The following is a 15,979-nucleotide window of genomic DNA, read 5'->3' on the forward strand; positions in this document are numbered from 1 at the left end:
GCCAAGATTTTATTCCACGCTTCCTCCAGCCCTTACCTCACGATAAGTACCTTGCGCTTCCTTAGTGGTTGGTCGATGTGTACCCCCACAGTGGACTTTCACCACCTAGATAGATGCCATGCCTGGCACACAAGAAAAAGCTGCCTTAAGACAGCTCTGATCTTCAGCAAACGCACCTGTTAGTGGATTAACTATTTATTTTCCAAAGAAAAAGAAATACAGAGCTAATAAATATATACAAATGTAAACCCAAGAACCCATTATCAAGAAAAAATTAAAACATCCTTTATTTTTTCTATTTAGTATTACATTTAAAATAGACACTATTACCACTAAAATATATAAAGGTGCTACCGCTAATTCTGAGATAAGTTCTGGAAAGGGCATTTCCATTAACTTATATTCCTAGGAGATACTTTGCTGTAAATCGGACTATCCGTGAAAAAACCTCTTGATTCTTTGTTTATCTGAAATTCTCCTTGAATTCCAGAAATATAGGCTTTCGTAAGTTCGTGGCCGCATTCGCTACAAATTTCCATTATTTATCATCCCTTATCCTTTCCTACCCGTATTACTCTCTTTTATACGATTCCTAAATTAATAAAGTTTCAATCCTTCTTCAGCAAACCTGCCCGGATAGTTCAATTAGAAAAGGAACTGCTGATCAGCTCCTAATAAGGCAGTAAGCACCCATTAGTTGAAGAAGGTTAAGTAAATTCTTTTAAGAAAACAGTTTATAAAAAACATATCCAACTATTAAAACAACAATTAATATTCCCGTCCCTTTCCAACCTAAACTGCCAACTAAGTCTGCTAGATTACCATTTCCATTAAATCCATCTTTTAATGTGCCTATTGGATTTTTTTTAAGTTCTTCTTGTCTTAACCTTTCTCTTTTTTCCTCAGGCGTTTCATGGTGATTGTTCAAACTAAGCACCCCCTACGAAAACCTCTATTTGAAGTTTTAGTTATTTACTGTATCTTGTAGTATTATGGCCCGTACCCTTTGTTGCGTTTGTGATCGTGCTAGTCAATTCAGTTAGCTTCACTTCTTTTCTGAAAAAAAGGGCAGCGGTGGAGCTTTTAATAAATTATACAAAAATACCTATAAAATCTTTTCATGATAAAAAGCTACCCATTAAGAGTGGGTAGCTAGTATTACATATTATTTGAAAACAATTTGTAGTTTTCCAGATACTCTTCCAGAAGAGTATCCATCTTTCACATCTACATAAAATTTACCAACTCTCATATCTGTGAATAATGTCTTTCCACCAGCTAAGCTATGATAGCCTGTGCACTTTCCAGTACTGGCATTGCAGAGACGGGACCATATGTTACTATAATTAGTCAACAACTTACTTCCGGAAGAAGTCTTTAAATAGATTGGGGAAACCAGTTCTACCTGTAAGTCACTACCTCTGTTAGGATTTCCAATTTCACCATCCCATTTTCCATCTTCTGTTTGAAAAGAATACTGAGGAACACTTGCTTGTGCAGAAGAATTACCTAATACCATTCCACCTACCAGAACTAACACAAACATACTTAAGATTGAAAATAAGTTTTTTATGTTATTTCCTCCTCCCATTTTATCCCTTTTATGATATCAGAATAAACTGATTATTAAAATGATTAAAAATGACTATACCTTCTTAGCTTCAACATCTTTTGGTTGCGTCATCTTCATCGTTTTACATTTCCAGTCACTACGTTTTGAACGATCCTGCATCTATTTTCTTTTGGAGCGCATGCCTTTAAGTTTTGTAATGTCATCTTGCTTAAGCAACTGGTTATACATTTCACTGTTAACATCATATATCGCAACTTTCCCTTGATTATTATAATGAATTCCCCAACCATAATTTTTCACTAAAGGAGAAGCCCTGAAACAAGCCTTGGATTTTGAAAAGAACTGTTCTCGAAGTTCAGCTGCATTTTCCGCTTCCAATTGATTTTTGATTAAATATGTTTTGAATTGGACGTCTTCTTGTGTAAATTTATAGGGGTTATTGTTAATTAAATCATGCTCGATATAAGCAATAGTGAGTTTACCGTTTTTGATGACAGGTACCTTTGCTGAAGAAACTTTTGAATCCTCTGAAATGGTAATAAGTGTGTTCTTATAACTCATATAACAACCTCCTTAGTCTACACACTATACAATACCATTATTTCCCTCCGCTATCCTGCCCCTTTAGCTCTATAAAAAAAGCGTCGCTTCGTTATGTCTCATAGCAATACAGATGATGAAAGGCTTTCGTTCATTAAAGGGAGTTGAAGAAGGGTCACCATAACAATCATTATAGGAATTAATCCACCAAAAAAGGCTACTTAACGTAACCTTTTTTAGTACAATCATTTTCTATTTACCTTTGACTTTAAGGGCCTTAATTACTTCTTCTGTTGCCTCAGCAATAAGCTCGTCGTTATAATCAGCCTCTTTTTCATCACGACTTGAAAGTACAGCAAGAACAATAGGATCTCCTTTTGATGGCCAAATGATCGCAATGTCATTTCGCGTACCATATGATCCTGCTCCAGTCTTATCAGCCACTACCCAACCTTTCGGCACTCCAGCACGAATTAACGCATCTCCAGTAGTATTTCTCTTCATCCAATCTATTAAAAGTTCACGTTTCTCAGTTGGAAGTGCATCTCCCAATGTAAAAGCCTGAAGACTAGTAGCAAGTGCTATTGGTGTACTCGTATCATGCGTTTCACCAGGATTAACTACATTTAAATCTGGCTCAATTCGCTCAGGGTTGGTAACATTATCTCCAATTCCCTCCAGTACTTTTTTAAATCCAGCCGGTCCCCCCAGTTGTTCAAGGATAAGGTTTCCAGCAGTATTGTCACTGTATCGAAGCGAAGCATCAGAAAGCTCCTTAAGAGTCATCCCCGTATCAACATGCTTTTCGGTTATCGGATTATAATTAACCAGATCCTCACTTGTATAGGTAATTCTTTGATTAAGGTCTTCTATCGATTTCTGTTGTAAAAGTGCTCCTACAGCCAGAGCCTTATGAGTAGATGTAAACGCAAATCGTTCGTTCTCATGAAATTCCACGGTTTCTTTCGTTCCTGTATCAATGGCATAGACCCCAAGCTTTGCATCATATTCCTTCTCAAGTTGTTCAAATTTCTTGATTGCGGCTTCTTTTGCCGTAATATTTTCCGATGTTTGGTTAGTTCCCCCGGTTTGTTCTGTTTCCGCTTGTTGTACAACCTGTTTTTCCTCATCTGAGCAGCCTGCAACCATAAGCACCAAGCCTATTGGTGCCAGTATTTGATAAAACCATCTTTTGTTCATAACTTAAACCTCCTAATTATTTGATTAGACTCTTATGTACGTATTGTAAAAACAACCTCATGCAAGGAGTTTTAACAGATTACGTTTGTAGTCTGATTACATCTGTAGTATAGTATTACATATGTAATCAAACAAAGTCAATTCTTTATTTTTTTACCATCAAGCCACTATAAATTTGCTATATACCTGTTTTTTAAATTTAAAAGTCAAGAGAGGTGGTATTGAAGGACATGTTTTTAACCTACTTTATAATAGGTCTATTGGTGTCTTCATTTTCCGTTACTGTTATCCTCCTTATACGAAAATGGTTTGGAAGACAATTAACAGCAAAATGGCACTATCATTTGTGGATGTTTCTTTTTATCGCTTTAGCACTTCCATTCATACCTACTGATTTATATAATTTTAGTTCTCTCTTTAGCAGCGGGGATATAAATCAGATTAATGCACCCAGCTCTAATATGGAAAAAACCGGGACTGATATGATGCAGGGCCTACACCTCATACAAGACTTTTCTGTATCGGTCAATCGGCCGGACCTGTCCTTACTTAATAGGGGAGTGATGGGTTTATGGATGTCAGGGATGCTTTTATTTACCTTTACTATGGTTCGTGGATGGCTCACAATCAGAAGGATAAAGAATTATTCTTCTCCGTTTTCCAATCAAGAAGTTCTCGTGCTTTTCGAAGAATGCAAGAAAAGACTACAGATAAAAAAACCAATAGAGATTGTTATTTCGAATAGAGTCCAATCTCCAATGATATTCGGGCTTTTTCAAACATATATCGTCTTACCTTCTCAGCATGAAAACTGGCTTAGCTTGAAAAATTACGAGTATATCTTTCTTCATGAACTGAATCACTATAAAAACAAGGATTTGCTGACAAATTACGTGATATTGTTCTATCAAATCATATATTGGTTTAATCCCCTTGTTTGGCTTGCTTTTAGAGAAATGAGATTGGATCGGGAAATCGCATGTGATACATCTGTTTTACAGTTACTGGATGATCATTCCATTAGTGATTATGGAAATACTATCATTAATTTTTTGGATCTTTCAAAACGATCAAGTAATCTACAGTTGGTGACACAATTAAACGGTTCGAAGCTTCAAATCAAAAAACGAATTGAACAAATTTCTGCCTATAAGCATTCCGCAAAAAAATCAATAAGAAAAAGCGTCTTCATTTATGTGTTGGCCAGTATCATTTTGACAATCCAATTACCTTTCGTTTCCGCATTTGCGACGGAAAACGACCGATACTATTTTAAAAATGACGGAGTAGTTCATGAGGATTTACATCAATTCTTTAAAGGGTATGAAGGAAGCTTTGTTTTATATGATCATAACGCACAGCAATATCGCATTTATAATGAAGAGAAAAGCACTTTGCGGATATCACCTGATTCCACATACAAAATCTATAGTGCCTTATTTGCTCTAGAATCAAATGTGATATCACCCGAAGAATCCAAACTTTCATGGGATGGGACGGAGCAACCCTATGAAGCTTGGAATATGGATCAGGATGTCTCATCTGCTTTACAAAAATCTGTAAACTGGTATTTCCAAGAATTAGATCGTAGAACAGGATTTGAAACCATTCAATCCAATCTACAAGAGATAAACTATGGAAATTCCGATGTATCTGGGGAATTAAGTGAATTCTGGAACGAATCCTCATTAAAAATTTCTCCAGTCGAACAAGTCCAACTGCTGCAAGCCTTTTATAACAATCAATTTGGATATAAGGAAAGGCATATCCAAGCCGTGAAGGAGGCACTACTCTTAGAAAAGAATGAAGAAGCTCGCCTATCAGGAAAAACAGGCACAGGAGCAGTGAATGGAAAAAACATCAATGGTTGGTTTATCGGGTATGTAGAGACGAAGAACAACACTTATTTCTTTGCTACCAATATACAAAATGAAGATGATTCTTCTGGAAGCAAAGCGGGAGAAATCACTTTATCAATTTTAAAAGAGTTAGGAATCTATAATGAAAATGAAGGGGAGAAATATGGAAAAAAACATTCCTAGTATATCAGAATCAGAATGGGAAATCATGAACGTACTTTGGGATAAAGCCCCTCAAACAGCGAATGACATCATACTTTCCTTACAGGAAAGTACCGATTGGAAACCGAAAACCATACGGACCCTTCTCGATCGATTGGTTCAAAAAGATGTAGTAGGTGTCAATAAAGATCAAAGAGTTTACACCTTTTACCCGCTCTATTCACAGGAAGAGTGCCAGCGTGCAGAGACCGAATCATTTATCAACCGTATCTATGGAGGGGCCATGAAATCCATGCTTGTCCAATTCATTCACGAAGATACCCTATCTGATGATGATATCAATGAACTACGCACTATTTTAAATAAAAAACCCAAAAAGTAACCCTATTAAAAAAGTCGATTTGGAAATTAAACACCTATAAGAATAAAGAAAGCCTTCAATCCTTGTTATGTAAGGAAGGAGGCTTTCTTTTATTTGAGTTATTTTTGACTTTTCTCTATTTTTCAAATGGAATTCGGGGATCTTCGTCTTTATATCGAGAATAAGTCGTGCCTGCGCTTTCCATTTCTGAGCATTGTTCATTACTGCAAGCAAACAGATAAGTTTGTATGTCAGTACGGACACTTACTTCAAAATAGTAGGGGAACTTTCCACCTTTATTTTTATCCATGTTTGCATCAAGCAATAATATTCTCTTTTTCTGCTAACTTTTTATACTCTTTACTCTCAACTGTTTTCAGCACCATTTCACTTAAAATAACCTGTTCACTTTCCGACGGTTCATACGCTTGTTCAAAAATAAACCATCTACCAAATAAAAACAAATTAAACCCTATACTGATTATCAAAATTGTGTATAAAATCTTATTCTTCATATATTCACATTCCTGTACCTTTGTCTATCTCGATAGTCCCCGCCTCCTGTAATTCATTTAAACGACTTAAACTCTCTTCTTTATTAAAAGAACTATGCCAACGATAATCATATTGATCCAATATGCGGTAATGGTTACTAATCAAATTTTGTTGCAATCGAAAATCCTCTCTATACTCGATTTCTTTCCACCATATCTTACCACCCATTGTTTTTTCTTTAGGCGTACCACCATTTTTGCTAGCAATTAACTGAACAAAATCTACTGGATTGTCACCTATTGATGATATCAACAATTCGCTATGATTAAACAAAGCACAAAATGCAACAACGGTGGTCCAATTGGCTTCTGTTCTTCTTTTTTCAATTTGAACTAGTGTTTTTTTTGAAATTCCTAGAATTTCAGACATCTTATCTTGAGAAAAACCTTGTTCTGTTCGGACAAGTTTCATTTTTTCTGATATTAAATTGATGAACTCTTCTTTTTCCATATATACTAAATACTCCTTTTTAGTGTAATTTTACACTAAAAGTATTATTTTTCAATAAAAAATACCCTTTTTGAATAAAAAGCAACTTTAAAACACAAAGAAAAAGGCTGCCTCAGCAACCCCCTAATGGTTTTAAATAAAATAAAAACAGTTTTGTTAGAAAACATTAAACCCTCTCAAGTGGTGCATGAGGTAAGGGCGGTAATTGAATTCTAACTTGGTCTCCGGGGTGAACCTCACCACTTTCCAAAACTATGCTCATGATTCCTGCTTTACGTATCAAGTTCCCATGCTGATCCCGGTCTAAAACAGCGTTCATTAGTCCAGATTTAAATTGATCAATTTGGGCACAGGGATTTCGCAAGCCTGTTACTTTAATAACTGCTGTTTCCCCAATATACAGTATCGAATCCTTCGGTAATTCAAGCAGATCGATACCTTTTGTCGTAATATTTTCACCCATTTGTCCAGCTGCAACATTAAACCTTTCCTTCAATTCATCTAATAATTCTGAGTGAATTAGGTGAACTTGCCTTAAGTTAGGTTGATTGGGGTTAGCCGCTACACGTGAACGATGCTTAACGGTTTTACCTAAATGGGCATCTCCTTCAACGCCCAAACCTTTCAACAGTTTTATGCTATTGCAATTTTCCTTACTGAATGTGTGTTTATCACTTTTACTTACAGCGATAACTATTCCACTGGCCGAACCCATTTTTTCGTCATTCATTTTCATTCAACTCCCCCTAATACTTATATTTGATATATTTATGCCACTATCCTGCCCCTCTCAATAAACTGCCTTAAAGTTCAGCTAAAGCACCCCGTTAGTTCTATAAGCTCTTAAAGTCCACCATCTAAACCGTCAATTTTCACTCCTCTACTCCAATCTCGATCGATTTTCAATTCATTATTTGTAGTGGATATGGTTAGTTCTCCTTCTTTCTCATAAATCTTAGATTCGTTCTCGTCATAAACTTTAAATTTCGTTGTATATAAGTAATCTATTGTTCCATCATCGTTTTTGCTTTGTTCTTCAAGTTTCACATCTTGTACTTCAATACTTTTATTAATTTGATTGGATACCAATTCTGGTATTTGAAATTTACGGTTAGCGATTTCTGCATCATATTGTTCTTCTGATAAATATTCTTTAATATTTTCTGCGATTTCATCAAAAGTTGGGGGATTGGATGGATCTTTAATGGTATATAGTTCTGTACTATAATCTTTAAATAATTTTTCTGCCTCTTCTACATTGACCACATTTTGTTCTTTAACAGGTTTCCCCTCTTTTTCCTCACCCTTTTCATTGACCGCAGCCTTGTTACAAGCAACTAAACCAAGAAACAATACCAACAAAAACAATAAATAAAGAATTTTCCTTAAGATAGCCGCCACCTCATTTCCTTCAAATGTACATACACTCTACATATTCTATACAAATTGTGAATTACCCTTGTTGAACTAATCTGCCACTATAGTCTATAAGGAGTACAGTCAGGAATATGCGGATTTACAACGCTAAGCAAATTTTCAAGCCGATTACCCAGATACAACACGATAGCTTAAAGAAAAACGGAAATAGTAGCTGACGGCTACCACAATAAATTTCCTATTTGAATTGTTTTCTTTAAGAAATATCTCCTGTGTAATTCTCCTCGCTGCTCTACAAGATAAATAATTCATTTCATATTTTGTGAATACTACATCTAAAAAGGTGAATGTCGAAATACTATCGTTATATTTAAGGATTTGTTTCAATTATAGAAACTTTTATTCATTTTTTGATTTTTATTTCTCAACATTTTATTATGAACAACGTAAGAAAGAGAGGTGAATCCATTGAAGCAATACGAAGTAGCTACACTGAAAAAAGGACTTCTAATTTTAGATGCTTTACAGGAAAAAGCTATGACACTTAGCGACGTAATACAAACATTCTCATTTAATAAATCAACGGCTTTTCGTTTGTTATATACCCTTGAAATAATGGGCTATGTCAAAAAAATTGATAATTCCTATAGTCTTACTAATAAAATGGGATCTTTATCCACTTCCTATAACTCAAAAGCGAATTGGTTATCGGTTCCGCCATTACATGAATTGAGTAGAGAAGTTGGAGAAACGGCCTATGTTGGAATCCTTTATGGAACGGATGTAGTCACAGCACAAGTTGTTGACGGCCATCATTCTATGAGGGCACACTCAGAGGTTGGTGACCGGGCTCCTGTCCACTTAAGCGCTCTAGGAAAAGTCATATTAGCCTTTTTAGACAAAACCAAGCTCGAAAGAATCCTTAAAGAATTAACATTAGTGCAAAATACAAAAAATACATTTGCAGACTTACATTTATTAAAAGAACACCTAAAGGTCATTCGTAAGCAAGGATACGCAGTAGATGACGAAGAGACAGAAATAGGTTTACGCTGTATTGCTGCTCCTGTCATCTTTGAGGGAAATATGATTTCAGCAGTTGCGATAGCTGGTCCAGCCCTTCGGTTGAATAAAAAATTAGATAAAGCTTTAAGTAAAAAACTTATTCAATGTAGTTTGCGTATATCGAAAATGCTTTGATGGAAAAACATCATTATTATAGAGGTGGTAAATATGAAAGGAATGTCAACAAAAGTATATATCGCCTTACTTTCTTTGGCTATTAGTGCATTTGCTATCGGAACAACCGAGTTTGTAATTGTAGGCTTACTTCAAACTGTCGCTGATGATCTATCTATTTCTGTGACAAAAGCTGGTACTTTAATTTCTGGTTATGCAGTAGCTATAGCTGTTGGAACTCCGATTGTAACAGCTATTACAGGGCGCATTCCTAAAAAAGGCTTTTTACTCATCTTAATGGTGATTTTCATATTGGGTAACGCAATGTCAGTCATTGCCGAAACATATGAAATATTAATGATCTCACGGGTTATTACTGCTATCGCTCATGGTGTGTTTTTTGCTATTGCAGCTACAGTCGCTGCCGATATCGTACCAGAAAACAAAAAAGGAACAGCTATTTCAATTATGTTTACAGGATTAACAGTCGCAACCATAGCAGGTGTTCCAATGGGGACTTATATTGGACAACACTTTGGTTGGCGCGCTACATTCGGTGCGGTAACTGTACTCGGCATTATTGGACTAATTGTAAATGTATTTGCCGTTGATAAAGTGAACAGACAAACAAATCCCCCTACTCTAAAAGATGTAGGGCAACTTGTGAAAAATCAACGTATAATACTCGCATTATTAATGACTGCCCTAGGATTTGGTGGAACCTTTGCATTGTTTACCTATCTCGCCCCTATTCTCCAAGAAATTAGTGGCTATTCATCAGGATCTATTTCATTGTTACTTTTAGTTTATGGGGTTGCCGTGGCAATTGGAAACATAGTAGGTGGAAAATTGGCAAACCAGCATCCTGTTAAATCGTTACGTTTTGTATTTTTATTCCAAGGTATTGTACTTATATTACAAATGGTACTACTACCTAGTAAAGGATTAAGTATCATATCTATTATTTTGTTAGGTTTATTTGCATTTATGATGTCTTCAGGTGTTCAAGCATACATTGTAACGCTTGCTGAAAAATTAGTACCTTCTGCAAAAGATATTGCCTCTGCATTAAATATATCAGCTTTCAATGTAGGGATTGCTGCAGGATCTACCTTAGGTGGTGTAGCAGTAGACCATTTAACATATTTAGATACGGCATGGATTGGTGCCATTATGGTGGCATTCGCATTTCTTCTATCCGTACTGAATTATAAATTAGATAAAAAACAAAATTTATTTTAAGGGAGAGTTTATTTATGAACTTACAACAACTTGATAACGTAGAAAACGACTTACAATTTGATACATTTACAAATGAAGATTCTCTAAATCTGGGCATGACATTAATTGATTATGCAAAAGAAAATAATAAAGCAGTAGCTATTCATATTGAACGTAATCGAGTACCTTTATTCACCCACCTAATGGATGGTACATCCGAAGAAAATGTATTCTGGCTATATCGAAAAAAACGCATAGTGGATCATTACAACAGAAGCTCCCATTATATTAGAGCAAGATTCGAAGAGCAAGGTACGACTCATGATGAAAGCTCCCTTCTTCAATCATCAGACTATCAAGCTGTAGGCGGCTCTTTCCCTATTCGTATTAAAGGGGTAGGCGTAATTGGAACTGTAACAGTAGCAGGGCTTACACCTCAACTTGATCATGATTATGCTGTCGAGGGAGTAAAACGTTTCTTAAAAAAATAAGGAGTTAATGAGCGAATGGTTATCGAACATGCGATGTTAACCATCAAAGAAGAGTTAGTGGAAGAATTTGTACAGACAATTAACAAAGCATTCCCCATTTTAAGCAGTTCTGAGGGGCACTTATCTCACAAACTGCTTCGAAATAAGGAGAAGCCAACTCATTTTATACTCGTTGTTCATTGGAATGGTTTAGAAGATCATCTGGATGGTTTCGTGGGGAGTGCTAACTTCAGGAAATGGGACTCAATGCTTAGACGCTTCTTTGATAGTCACCCAAAAGTCTTGCACTATATAGAACATGATTAATAATAAGAGCCTGGCTAGTTATAGCCAGGCTCTTACTTTATCTAATAGGGGTAACGTCGGGATTTGACGATTTTAAAACGTTAAGAACTATATCAATGTCTCTTAGTGCGTTATAGATAAAACTCTATTATGTGTAATCTCGATAACAAAGGCCCCTCTATAACAATAAACTGCCTTAATGTCAGTTCCGGCCTTTAGCTAAAGGACCCCGTTAGTTCTATAAGGGGGATTTATAACGTTAAGGAAAATTCCAATATTAAAAAGCCCAATTTCTCAGCATTAAAATTGAGAAATTGGGCTTTTTTCGTTCCTCTTACTTACTTACTTACTTTTAAAAGAAACTGATCGATACGTTCTTTTTGCCGTAAGTGGTGCCGGAAATGCATTTCGATTAGCTGAAAATATTCCTTTGCATTTAAATATCCCATTCTCCGGTGCTGAACTTTCTGGCTGGCCGGAATGTCAGAGAGCTTTCTCTCTATCTTTTGCATTTTCTCAACGATTTGAAGCAGTCCTTCCTTTACTTCTTCTTTGCCTGTAGGATTTGGCGGTGTGAAATCCGGTGTATCCGGACCTTTTAACCTGATTGGGGGAAACGTCCCTTCTTTGAAAATCGATTCGCCTATTTCTGTTTTTTCACCGCCATCGGAAGTAGCGCCATTAACACATTGTTCAATGGCTTTCAAATGAAGATGAAGGGTGCTCTTTATTAAATGATTGTACATTTGTCCTAATGACCATTCATCCTCAGAAGGCTTTCTCGTAAACTCATCCAGCGAATATTTACTTAACTCTTCAATATAGTATGCAGACAACTGTTCGAATCGCTTCAATACCTCTTTTGTATCCAATAGATCTCCCGCTTTCTTTATAATTATTCTTTCTCTCTAATGTTGAGTAGTACGTCCAAATGCTAAACTAAACATCTTCTTACATTAACTTCGACTCACTTACAAATAATCCCTTCTCTCCTATTCAAGAAAGTAGTGATTTCGGTTTATCATGTTTATAAACGGTTTAACTTTTCTGATTGGATTTTGTCAGGGAAGGATATATTCTACTATTCCTGTTCTGATTCTTAATATGTTTTCAAGATTTTCAGTTGTACTCCATAGTAACAAAGGGATAATTTTTAAAAAAAGAAAACCTTCATATAAGTACTATCGTCTATATATCTAGGGAAGGAAGTGTGAACTGTTTTGGAGGAGTTTGTGTTGAAATGGTCTCAAAAGAAAGATGACGAATCCTTACTTGATGAAATGATGTCCCTTTATGGCCAGGATATTCTGCAATTGGTCTATTCCTATGTAAAAGATGCAGTTGTTGCAGAGGACCTGACACAGGAGATTTTCATCAAATGCTATAAGGCTCTGCCCACGTATAACCAACAATCAAATATAAGGACGTGGCTTTGGAGAATTGCTATTAACCATTGTAAGGATTATAGGAAAAGCTGGTACTTCCGAAAAGTTTCGACTGCGGAAAAGGAGCAAGATTGGACTTCTACCGATAATGTGGAAGAAGAGGTCATTCAGCAGGATGAAGACAGGCAGCTTGCTGTTGCAGTTATGGAGCTGCCCATCCAGTATCGTGAGCTTATTTATCTCCATTATTTTCAGGAAATGAAGCTCAAGGAAATTTCTGAAATTACCGGAGTCAAACTGGGAACGGTGAAGACCAGGATGCGCCAGGCGAAAAGAAGGTTAAAAACCTATTGGGAGGAATCCACCGATGGAAGATAAATTAGCGCGTTTGAAATCGGCTATGAAAAAGCATACATTTCGTGATTTAAAATTCACGGAAAACCATAGACACTCCATCCATACTGCCATCGAAAAGCAGGATGTGAGTAGTGAAGACATTTTGAATGGTATTTTCAGATCATTAGATGAGGAGAAAAGTGGCTATCAGATTAACGAATCTCTTTACCAGAAAGGCATCCGGAAATTTGAAAATAACGAAGGCTCCTTATATGCTGTCTTGCATGAGCTTGAGAAGGAAGGCTGGATCCAGTCTTTTTGGGAAACGGAAGAAAGAAAGCTCTATTCCTTGGATGAACGTGCGAAAAAGTGGCTAAAGAAAAAGGAATCTAAAAGTGGTTCCGCCTCTGCTCGTTGGCGGATAGCGCTTGAAGGAGGAGGAACCGATTGAGAAGCAATCATTTTTTAGATGAGGTTTCGTCATATATCCGATCAAAAGAAGCAAAAAAATATATAGAAGCTGAATTAAAGGCCCATTTGCATCAAGCTAAAACTGAACTTGTCAAAAAAGGATATACAGAAGATGAAGCAGAGGAACTGGCTGTCCGAAAAATGGGAAGTCCCGCTGACATTGGACAGAAGATGGACAAGCTGCACAGGCCGAAGGTTGATTGGAAGCTAATGAGCATGTTTCTATTCATGTCAGCTGCGGGTCTGTTTTTGTTTTGGTTCTTATTTAAGAATGGTAATTCCTTTTCCGTGCTGAAGCAGGTATATTCTGTCACAGGAAGTGTCATTTTGGCCTGTGTCCTTCTTTTTTTCGATTATCGGAAACTTCAGAGATGGGGCTGGGCTTTCTTTACGATAGGATGTCTGATTCTTGTTCAGTTCCATTATTCCAATGTTTTAGTGAACGGCAGTCCTCGTATTAATATTATGGGTTTATTTTCGGTCGATTCTAATGTGGTTCTGCCGCTTTTACTGCTTGCCTGGGCCGGAATGCTGCAATCAAAAAAGATGAATGTTTATTTGGCTGCCATTTTATACATTTGTTCAGCCTTTTTGTTTATGGTTACAGTCAACTTGCAGGCGGTGGCGCTTTATTCATTGATGGTCGCTGTCATGGTCTGGAAGAGCGGACTAAATAAAAGGAAAATCCTTATCACTGCAGCGGTCCTGCTTACTACATGTGTTTCACTTCTGCTTATATCCTTGAAAAATATAAGGGCCTATCAATTTGAGAGACTTTTTGCCTTCGTTACGCCTGAAAAATTCAGTGAGACATCGGGGTATATATATTTGAAACTAGAAAGGCTAATTGAGGATGCCGGATGGTTTGGCCATTTTGGTTCCCTTGGAGCATTTGATTTTTCTAATGAAATGATGACGGATTTCATCTTTGTAACCATTACCTATACGCTTGGCTGGACCGGGGCATTGCTCATTGGTCTGCTGTTTTTATGGATGATCTGGCGAATTTCCCTTATATTCCAAACGGTGAAAGACCCATTTGGGAAAATGCTTGTTTCTGGCAGTTTCGCCATATTCACTGCACAGGTAACTGTCAGTATCGGAATGTCTCTCGGCTTATTACCAATAATAAGCGTATCCCTGCCATTTATGAGTTATGGTGCATTATCAGCGATGATCAACGCCTTCTTGTTTGGTCTGGTTTTAAGTGTGTATCACAAAAAAGATATGATACGGATGAAGAAAATATGAGAATATGGTTCTGTAGCTCGTACTCTCTTTTCTGAAGAAACCAGGAAAGGGCAAAGGCATGAAGTTTTCAAAGATGCGATGAATCATGAGGATAATTATCAGGTGAAAAATCCCCTTAGAGTTGAATATATAGGTGCTGATTAATGATCATAAGTCCATTTATAAAAATATAGAACTAATTAAGATCCATGTGTAATTTTAGAATCAAGACTGATCAAAATCCTCTCCTGAACCACATATTAACGTAAATAAAAAGAATCCATTTTGAAAAAAGTTTGATCGAAATGGATTCTTTTCTTGTGTAAAGCACCCGTTAATTAAACAATAACCCACCCTTACATCCACTCTTTTCCATGTTTCCGAATGAAATTAATATCGTTTTGATAATGTTCAAGATGCCCTTCCTCTATCATCTTTTGAAAAGCAATGTCCCCTTCACTGGCTTTTCTTGTAATTGTTTTACATAACCCTTCTAATCGCAGCAATACCATTTCCAAATAGTTTGCTTCTATTCCCTCACCGTAAGATTCAAGAAACAATCTGACTCTTTGTTTTATACGGGTGCCATGCTGTAATGAATGGTAATAAACTTTCTCACCTGCTTCAGAAAGATGAAATCTGCTTAAGGGAACGCAAGTATACAGTGTGTAAGCTATGTCCCAAAGTCTTGGACCAGGTCCAGCAACATCAAAATCAATAATACCCATTGGTTTTTTATGATTAAAAATAATGTTGTACATGGCAAAATCATTATGGCACAGCACCTCAGGTTGTTGTGGGGTGTTATCTATCGGTTGCCAGCTGTCATCAAATGAAAAATCACTGACAGAATCATGATAAAGACGGAGCATTTTCGCTATTTCCATTAAGACATCATCTGACCACATGTATTCCTTTAAAGGATAATTACCAGCTTCTCCTTCAATAAATGATAATATTTCTCTTCTTTTTTCATCAATACCTAAAAACTTTGGTGCATAACTGAAACCTTTATTCTCCAAATGCTTTAATAGCTTATGAATCTTGGGACTATCAGGCTTTAATTCCCGTCGCACAGTATCTCCTGAACGATAAACTTCAGAAACATTCCCTCCTGTTAGCATTTCTTCATTATCAAGGTTTGACATCTATGGATCCCTCCCTAATATGACTTTCTATAACACGTAAAACAATTCCTGTTTGTAACTGCCTTATAGACAGTTACGATTCACAAAACATTACTTAGAAATATTCATAGACGGATCCGATAAAGGCCGGGAATTTAGTAAATTTGTACAAGCATG

19 protein-coding genes are annotated in these 15,979 nt (G+C 36.5%); 9 read left to right on the forward strand and 10 right to left on the reverse strand.

Annotation, left to right across the window (positions count from 1 at the left end):
* Positions 1-721: 721 nt before the first annotated feature.
* From AC1DIV_RS23805 to bla, 4 genes are all read right to left on the reverse strand, one after another.
* A complete protein-coding gene (locus tag AC1DIV_RS23805) occupies positions 722-928 on the reverse strand; it encodes a DUF6366 family protein (RefSeq protein WP_289351021.1) in 207 nt (68 codons plus the stop codon).
* Between the two features lie 237 nt (positions 929-1,165).
* On the reverse strand, positions 1,166-1,591 hold the full coding sequence (locus tag AC1DIV_RS23810; RefSeq protein WP_207118140.1) for a hypothetical protein: 426 nt from the start codon (positions 1,589-1,591) through the stop codon (positions 1,166-1,168).
* A gap of 141 nt (positions 1,592-1,732) precedes the next feature.
* Entirely contained in the window at positions 1,733-2,134 is a 402-nt protein-coding gene (locus AC1DIV_RS23815) for a DUF6157 family protein (RefSeq protein ID WP_340877660.1), read from the reverse strand.
* Between the two features lie 231 nt (positions 2,135-2,365).
* Positions 2,366-3,313 (reverse strand): class A beta-lactamase, encoded by a 948-nt coding sequence (gene bla, locus AC1DIV_RS23820; protein ID WP_340877661.1) that lies wholly within the window; start codon positions 3,311-3,313, stop codon positions 2,366-2,368.
* 230 nt (positions 3,314-3,543) lie between these two features.
* Between bla and AC1DIV_RS23825 the strand changes: the two genes are divergently transcribed.
* Both AC1DIV_RS23825 and blaI read left to right on the forward strand, forming a co-directional pair.
* On the forward strand, positions 3,544-5,355 hold the full coding sequence (locus AC1DIV_RS23825) for a BlaR1 family beta-lactam sensor/signal transducer (RefSeq protein ID WP_477577511.1): 1,812 nt from the start codon (positions 3,544-3,546) through the stop codon (positions 5,353-5,355).
* Complete coding sequence (blaI, locus tag AC1DIV_RS23830; protein WP_318293158.1) at positions 5,336-5,716, forward strand: penicillinase repressor BlaI; 381 nt, start codon at positions 5,336-5,338, stop codon at positions 5,714-5,716. Before AC1DIV_RS23825 ends, blaI begins: the two co-directional genes overlap by 20 nt.
* A 296-nt stretch (positions 5,717-6,012) precedes the next feature.
* On the opposite strand, the gene AC1DIV_RS23835 is transcribed toward blaI, so the two are convergent.
* The 4 genes from AC1DIV_RS23835 to AC1DIV_RS23850 all read right to left on the reverse strand — a co-directional run bounded on the left by AC1DIV_RS23835 (position 6,013) and on the right by AC1DIV_RS23850 (position 8,101).
* The gene (locus AC1DIV_RS23835; RefSeq protein ID WP_340877663.1) at positions 6,013-6,210 is read right to left on the reverse strand and encodes a hypothetical protein; all 198 of its coding nucleotides are present in this window, start codon (positions 6,208-6,210) and stop codon (positions 6,013-6,015) included.
* Between the two features lie 4 nt (positions 6,211-6,214).
* On the reverse strand, positions 6,215-6,700 hold the full coding sequence (locus AC1DIV_RS23840) for a helix-turn-helix domain-containing protein (protein ID WP_340877664.1): 486 nt from the start codon (positions 6,698-6,700) through the stop codon (positions 6,215-6,217).
* A gap of 166 nt (positions 6,701-6,866) precedes the next feature.
* On the reverse strand, positions 6,867-7,430 hold the full coding sequence (locus tag AC1DIV_RS23845; protein ID WP_340878590.1) for an MOSC domain-containing protein: 564 nt from the start codon (positions 7,428-7,430) through the stop codon (positions 6,867-6,869).
* Positions 7,431-7,543: 113 nt separating this feature from the next.
* Positions 7,544-8,101 carry a hypothetical protein gene (locus tag AC1DIV_RS23850; protein WP_063594844.1) on the reverse strand — a complete coding sequence of 186 codons (558 nt, stop codon included), beginning with the start codon at positions 8,099-8,101 and terminating at the stop codon, positions 7,544-7,546.
* A gap of 444 nt (positions 8,102-8,545) precedes the next feature.
* Here AC1DIV_RS23850 and AC1DIV_RS23855 point away from each other — a divergent pair, with 444 nt between their 5' ends.
* The 4 genes from AC1DIV_RS23855 to AC1DIV_RS23870 are packed head-to-tail and all read left to right on the forward strand — an operon-like array spanning position 8,546 to position 11,274.
* The gene (locus tag AC1DIV_RS23855; RefSeq protein WP_063594845.1) at positions 8,546-9,277 is read left to right on the forward strand and encodes an IclR family transcriptional regulator; all 732 of its coding nucleotides are present in this window, start codon (positions 8,546-8,548) and stop codon (positions 9,275-9,277) included.
* Positions 9,278-9,310: 33 nt separating this feature from the next.
* Positions 9,311-10,498 (forward strand): MFS transporter, encoded by a 1,188-nt coding sequence (locus AC1DIV_RS23860; protein WP_340877665.1) that lies wholly within the window; start codon positions 9,311-9,313, stop codon positions 10,496-10,498.
* Positions 10,499-10,512: 14 nt separating this feature from the next.
* On the forward strand, positions 10,513-10,968 hold the full coding sequence (locus tag AC1DIV_RS23865; protein ID WP_340877667.1) for a heme-degrading domain-containing protein: 456 nt from the start codon (positions 10,513-10,515) through the stop codon (positions 10,966-10,968).
* A gap of 15 nt (positions 10,969-10,983) precedes the next feature.
* Complete coding sequence (locus AC1DIV_RS23870) at positions 10,984-11,274, forward strand: antibiotic biosynthesis monooxygenase family protein (RefSeq protein WP_340877668.1); 291 nt, start codon at positions 10,984-10,986, stop codon at positions 11,272-11,274.
* A 317-nt stretch (positions 11,275-11,591) separates the two neighbouring features.
* On the opposite strand, the gene AC1DIV_RS23875 is transcribed toward AC1DIV_RS23870, so the two are convergent.
* On the reverse strand, positions 11,592-12,125 hold the full coding sequence (locus AC1DIV_RS23875; RefSeq protein WP_340877669.1) for a DinB family protein: 534 nt from the start codon (positions 12,123-12,125) through the stop codon (positions 11,592-11,594).
* Between the two features lie 348 nt (positions 12,126-12,473).
* Between AC1DIV_RS23875 and AC1DIV_RS23880 the strand changes: the two genes are divergently transcribed.
* From AC1DIV_RS23880 to AC1DIV_RS23890, 3 genes are read left to right on the forward strand one after another with little or no spacing between them, the layout of a single operon-like run.
* Complete coding sequence (locus AC1DIV_RS23880) at positions 12,474-13,016, forward strand: sigma-70 family RNA polymerase sigma factor (protein ID WP_445670139.1); 543 nt, start codon at positions 12,474-12,476, stop codon at positions 13,014-13,016.
* The gene (locus AC1DIV_RS23885; RefSeq protein ID WP_340877671.1) at positions 13,006-13,425 is read left to right on the forward strand and encodes a PadR family transcriptional regulator; all 420 of its coding nucleotides are present in this window, start codon (positions 13,006-13,008) and stop codon (positions 13,423-13,425) included. Before AC1DIV_RS23880 ends, AC1DIV_RS23885 begins: the two co-directional genes overlap by 11 nt.
* Positions 13,422-14,696, forward strand: coding sequence for an FtsW/RodA/SpoVE family cell cycle protein (locus AC1DIV_RS23890; protein WP_340877673.1), 1,275 nt, complete (start codon positions 13,422-13,424; stop codon positions 14,694-14,696). Before AC1DIV_RS23885 ends, AC1DIV_RS23890 begins: the two co-directional genes overlap by 4 nt.
* Positions 14,697-15,031: 335 nt before the next feature.
* Here AC1DIV_RS23890 and AC1DIV_RS23895 read toward each other — a convergent pair whose 3' ends face one another.
* The gene (locus tag AC1DIV_RS23895; protein ID WP_340877674.1) at positions 15,032-15,823 is read right to left on the reverse strand and encodes a phosphotransferase; all 792 of its coding nucleotides are present in this window, start codon (positions 15,821-15,823) and stop codon (positions 15,032-15,034) included.
* Positions 15,824-15,979 lie beyond the last annotated feature (156 nt).

It is taken from the genome of Peribacillus sp. 05N428 (assembly GCF_056397085.1).

Coding starts and splice junctions, on each gene's coding strand:
- AC1DIV_RS23810 (WP_207118140.1), bottom strand. CDS start 1,591: ATGGGAGGAGGAAATAACATAAAAAACTTATTTTCAATCTTAAGTATG.
- AC1DIV_RS23815 (WP_340877660.1), bottom strand. CDS start 2,134: ATGAGTTATAAGAACACACTTATTACCATTTCAGAGGATTCAAAAGTT.
- bla (WP_340877661.1), bottom strand. CDS start 3,313: ATGAACAAAAGATGGTTTTATCAAATACTGGCACCAATAGGCTTGGTG.
- AC1DIV_RS23825 (WP_477577511.1), top strand. CDS start 3,544: ATGTTTTTAACCTACTTTATAATAGGTCTATTGGTGTCTTCATTTTCC.
- blaI (WP_318293158.1), top strand. CDS start 5,336: ATGGAAAAAAACATTCCTAGTATATCAGAATCAGAATGGGAAATCATG.
- AC1DIV_RS23835 (WP_340877663.1), bottom strand. CDS start 6,210: ATGAAGAATAAGATTTTATACACAATTTTGATAATCAGTATAGGGTTT.
- AC1DIV_RS23840 (WP_340877664.1), bottom strand. CDS start 6,700: ATGGAAAAAGAAGAGTTCATCAATTTAATATCAGAAAAAATGAAACTT.
- AC1DIV_RS23845 (WP_340878590.1), bottom strand. CDS start 7,430: ATGAATGACGAAAAAATGGGTTCGGCCAGTGGAATAGTTATCGCTGTA.
- AC1DIV_RS23860 (WP_340877665.1), top strand. CDS start 9,311: ATGAAAGGAATGTCAACAAAAGTATATATCGCCTTACTTTCTTTGGCT.
- AC1DIV_RS23865 (WP_340877667.1), top strand. CDS start 10,513: ATGAACTTACAACAACTTGATAACGTAGAAAACGACTTACAATTTGAT.
- AC1DIV_RS23870 (WP_340877668.1), top strand. CDS start 10,984: ATGGTTATCGAACATGCGATGTTAACCATCAAAGAAGAGTTAGTGGAA.
- AC1DIV_RS23885 (WP_340877671.1), top strand. CDS start 13,006: ATGGAAGATAAATTAGCGCGTTTGAAATCGGCTATGAAAAAGCATACA.
- AC1DIV_RS23895 (WP_340877674.1), bottom strand. CDS start 15,823: ATGTCAAACCTTGATAATGAAGAAATGCTAACAGGAGGGAATGTTTCT.